The following is a 4,318-nucleotide window of genomic DNA, read 5'->3' as shown; positions in this document are numbered from 1 at the left end:
GCTTCCTAGTTTGCTCTTTGATTTTCATTGAGTATAAAAGCCTAGAAAAAAGGAATCAGATTTTAGAACCTGGTTCCTTTTTAGTTGCTTGATTACATGATGTGAAGAACATGTGCCACAATACCCACTGCGAAGAGGGCAAGGATAATAGTGATTGGAGATACTTTTTTCTTAAGTAAGTACATGCAAAGTAAAGTAAGGAGTAGTCCTGATAATCCAGGAATCAACATATCCAAGTTTTGTTGGAAAGTAGTAACTTTTTCAGGAGTTTGAGACAATCCTTGTCCTACTTGTGCGAATGCTTCTTGGATACCTTTAGACCCTTCTGGCAATTTATCCCAATGGATATAAGCCTTTTCATCTAGTTGAACTTTAGAAACATCGAAAGCAAATTTAATATTTACCCAACGTTGAACAAGGACAGCAAGAATGAACATCCCAAGGATAGAAGCTCCTTTAGTGATATCTTGAAGGATACCACCAGACATATCTTTGGTGATTTCTGATCCAGCCTTATATCCAATCTCTTGAACATACCACAAGAATGACATACGAATCAAGTTCCATGCAACAAAGAAGAGGAGTGGACCCAAGATATTGCCAGTAAGGGCAAGTGAAGCACCGAGAGATCCAAGGATTGGGCGTACTGTAAACCAGAATACTGGGTCACCGATACCAGCAAGAGGTCCCATCATACCGATTTTAACCCCTTGGATAGCAGCGTCATCGATTTCCACACCGTTAGCACGTTCTTCTTCAAGCGCAAGAGTAACCCCCATGACTGGAGCAGCTACGTATGGATGAGTGTTGAAGAACTCAAGGTGACGCTCAAGAGCAGCGATTTGATCTTCTTTTTTAGTATAGAGTTTTTTGATAGCTGGAATGAGTGTATAAGCCCAGCCCAAGTTTTGCATCCGTTCAAAGTTCCAAGACCCTTGTAAGAAGGTTGAACGCCACCAAACTTTTTTACGATCTGATTTAGTTAATTGAAGTTTTTCAGTCATGATGTTTTCAGTCCTTTCTTATCTTAGTAGTCTTCTAGGATATCGCCGATTGGGTCGTTAGAAGTTGCGGCTCCTCCGCCACCATTTCCACCAGTTTTAGAAAGGTGAAGGTAGATAAGAGCGATAGCACCACCGATAGCACCGAATCCGATTAGAGTAATATCTGACACAGCAGCGAGAACGAAACCAAGAGCGAAGAATGGCCATACTTCACGAGTTGCCATCATGTTGATAACCATGGCGTAACCAACGGCAACGACCATACCACCACCGATAGCCATACCATCTTTGAGCCAGTCTGGCATGGCACTAAGGATACTTTGTACAGTTTCAGTTGGTACCATAAGGAGAAGAGCTGCAGGAAGCGCGATACGAAGTCCTTGGAAAAGTAGCGCAATGAAATGCGCACGCTCCACAGCGCCGAAGTCACCTTTTTTAGCGGCAGCATCTGCAGTATGAACCAAACCAACTGAAATTGTACGAACAATCATTGTCAAGAAAAGTCCAGCTACGGCAAGAGGGATAGCAACCGCTTGGGCAACACCGATACCAGTCTTGGTAAAGTCACCACCAAGAACCATGATAATGGCAGCAGCGACAGAAGCAAGTGCAGCATCAGGAGCGATAGCAGCACCGATATTTGACCAACCAAGGGCAATCATTTGAAGCGATCCACCGAGGATAATCCCTGCTTCCAAGTGACCTGTTACAAGCCCAATAAGGGTACAGGCTACAAGTGGTTGGTGAAATTGGAACTGGTCGAGGATGCCTTCAAGACCTGCAAAGAAGGCTACAACGACTACTAAAACCATAGAAATAATAGACATGTTTAAAATCCTTTCATAAATAATGGCTTATTTGACATTGGCTTTGTTAATCAAGTCAAACAAATCTTTTTTAGAATCATTCGGTACTTTACGGACATCAAATTCAACACCCAAGTCACGCATTTTTTCAAATGTAGCAACATCTTCTTTGTCCATAGACAAAACGGTATTGACCAATGTTTTACCTGTTGAGTGAGCCATAGAACCAACGTTAAGAGTCTTGATTGGCACGCCGCCTTCGATGGCACGAAGGGCATCTTGAGGTGTTTCAAACAAGATAAGGGCATGTGTTTCTCCAAAACGTGGGTCTTTTGAAATCTCAATCAGTTTTTGAATTGGAACCACGTTAGCCTTGACATTACCTGGAGCTGCTTGTTTAATCAATTCTTTACGAAGGTCGTCTTTAGCCACGTTATCTGAAGCAACGATGATACGATTTGCTTTTGAATCTGGAGTCCAAGCAGTTGCAACCTGACCGTGAAGTAGACGTGTGTCAAGACGGGCAAGATTGATTTTCAATTTACCGTCTCCGATAACAGTTCCTTCTGGGATAGCAGCTTGGGCAACTGGAGCAGCTGCAGCGCTTGCAACTTCTTCAACTGGATTTAGCTCTTCTGGAAGAGCTTTGATGCCATCTTTGGCTTCTTTAATGATATTAGCAGCGACTTTTTCTACACCTGCAGCAGCGTCCATGAGGCGCTCTGTGTAGGCTTGAATCAACATCGGTAAGTTAAGTCCTGTGATGATGGCAAACTTACGCTCAGGATTTTCTCCCATCACGCGACTAGCTTGGTTAAATGGAGAACCACTCCAAAGGTCAGCCAAAACTAGAACCTCATCTTCTGCGTCAAATGCAGCAACAGCGTTATTAAACTTAGCGTATAGATCATCAGGACCTTCATTTGGCATAAAGGTCACAACTTGAACCTTTTCTTGTTCACCAAAGATCATAGATCCTGACTGATGAATACCCGCAGCAAATTCGCCGTGGCTCGCAATAATGATTCCGATACTCATTATTGTCATTCCTCCTTTTTTGTTTTAGTTTTCATTTAAGAAAACTTTAAGACTGTTTAAGTATAAACCGTTTTCATGTAAAAAGCAACTATTTATCATAAAAAATTAAAAAAACTTTTACTTTTGGATGTTGATATATTGAGTTTTTTGAGGAGTAATATTGAATCCACATTTAAAAATTTAATATAAAAAAGTTGAAAGAAGCTTCCAACTTTTAAAATAGGTTTCTATTAGATTAGTGGGTGAAGTCGAGTACCATACGTCCTTGGATTTGACCTTTTTCCATTTCGTCGAAAATGGCTACGGCATCTTCTATTGGACGTTTTTGAACAACTGGAACTACTAAACCTTCTGCACCGAATTGGAAGGCTTCTTCCAAGTCTTTACGAGTTCCTACAAGAGAACCGATGACTTGGATTCCATCTAGAACGGTTTTTACGATGCTAAGTTCCATCATTTCAGAAGGAAGACCAACAGCGACTACGCGACCACCAGCACGAACGGAGTCAACAGCCTGATTGAAGGCAACTTTAGACACAGCAGTTACGACAGCTGAGTGAGCACCTCCATCAGTTTTTTCCTTGATAAGTCCAGGTACATCTTCAACTTCGAGGCCGTTAATAACAATGTCAGCGCCTACTTCTTTTGCAAGGGCAAGTTTGTCATTGTTGATATCAACTGCGATAACATGAGCATTGAATACTTTTTTAGCATATTGAACAGCTAGGTTACCAAGTCCACCAGCACCGTAAAGAACAACCCATTGGCCTGGTTCAACTTTGGCTTCTTTAATAGCTTTATAGGTTGTTACACCAGCACATGTGATAGAAGAAGCTTGGGCTGGATCAAGTCCGTCAGGAACTTTAACAGCATAGTCTGCCGTTACGATACACTGTTCAGCCATACCACCGTCTACTGAGTAACCAGCATTTTTTACTGTACGGCAAAGGGTTTCGCGACCAGTTGTACAGTATTCGCAAGTACCACATCCTTCAAAGAACCAAGCAACGCTGACGCGGTCACCGACTTTAAGGCTTTTCACATCTGGAGCAATTTCTTTAACGATACCAACACCTTCGTGGCCAAGAACACGTCCTGGTACTTGACCAAAGTCACCATGGGCAACGTGGAGGTCAGTGTGGCAAACACCACAGTATTCAATTTCTACAAGTGCTTCTCCAGTTTCAAGTGGACGGAGCACTTTTTCTTCAACAGCAACACCAGTGCTTTCTGGATTTACAACAACAGCTTTCATAGCTATCCTCCTTTATATTGACCGAGAACAGGGACAACGGGACTGGATTGATTTTTTGTCAACAGAGTCGAGTGTGACGAGCTCTCTTGTATTTATATGTAAAGTATATCACAAAAGAAAGCCTTTTCCAAGGTTTTGGAGACAAAAAGTAGAACAATCGATTAATACTAAACTAAAATCAAAAAGCATTATACAATAGTAATATGAAATCAACT

The 4,318-nt window shown here is 41.8% G+C and carries 4 protein-coding genes; all 4 read right to left on the bottom strand.

Translation table 11 applies throughout. The features are described 5' to 3' along the window. Positions 1-92: 92 nt before the first annotated feature. The 4 genes from HT671_RS04040 to adhP all read right to left on the bottom strand — a co-directional run bounded on the left by HT671_RS04040 (position 93) and on the right by adhP (position 4,103). Positions 93-1,004, bottom strand: a complete 912-nt coding sequence (locus tag HT671_RS04040) for a PTS system mannose/fructose/sorbose family transporter subunit IID (protein WP_000136861.1) — start codon at positions 1,002-1,004, stop codon at positions 93-95. A 23-nt stretch (positions 1,005-1,027) separates the two neighbouring features. Continuing rightward, positions 1,028-1,831 carry a PTS mannose/fructose/sorbose transporter subunit IIC gene (locus HT671_RS04035; protein ID WP_172923052.1) on the bottom strand — a complete coding sequence of 268 codons (804 nt, stop codon included), beginning with the start codon at positions 1,829-1,831 and terminating at the stop codon, positions 1,028-1,030. Positions 1,832-1,858: 27 nt separating this feature from the next. After that, on the bottom strand, positions 1,859-2,848 hold the full coding sequence (locus tag HT671_RS04030; protein WP_000021972.1) for a PTS sugar transporter subunit IIB: 990 nt from the start codon (positions 2,846-2,848) through the stop codon (positions 1,859-1,861). Positions 2,849-3,083: 235 nt separating this feature from the next. Continuing rightward, positions 3,084-4,103 (bottom strand): alcohol dehydrogenase AdhP, encoded by a 1,020-nt coding sequence (gene adhP, locus HT671_RS04025; RefSeq protein ID WP_000649185.1) that lies wholly within the window; start codon positions 4,101-4,103, stop codon positions 3,084-3,086. Between the last annotated feature and the right edge of the window lie 215 nt (positions 4,104-4,318).

It is taken from the genome of Streptococcus sp. 2741 (assembly GCF_013276315.1).
GTDB classification, from domain to species: Bacteria; Bacillota; Bacilli; order Lactobacillales; family Streptococcaceae; genus Streptococcus; species Streptococcus pseudopneumoniae.
This window is presented reverse-complemented; position numbering and strand designations above follow the sequence as displayed.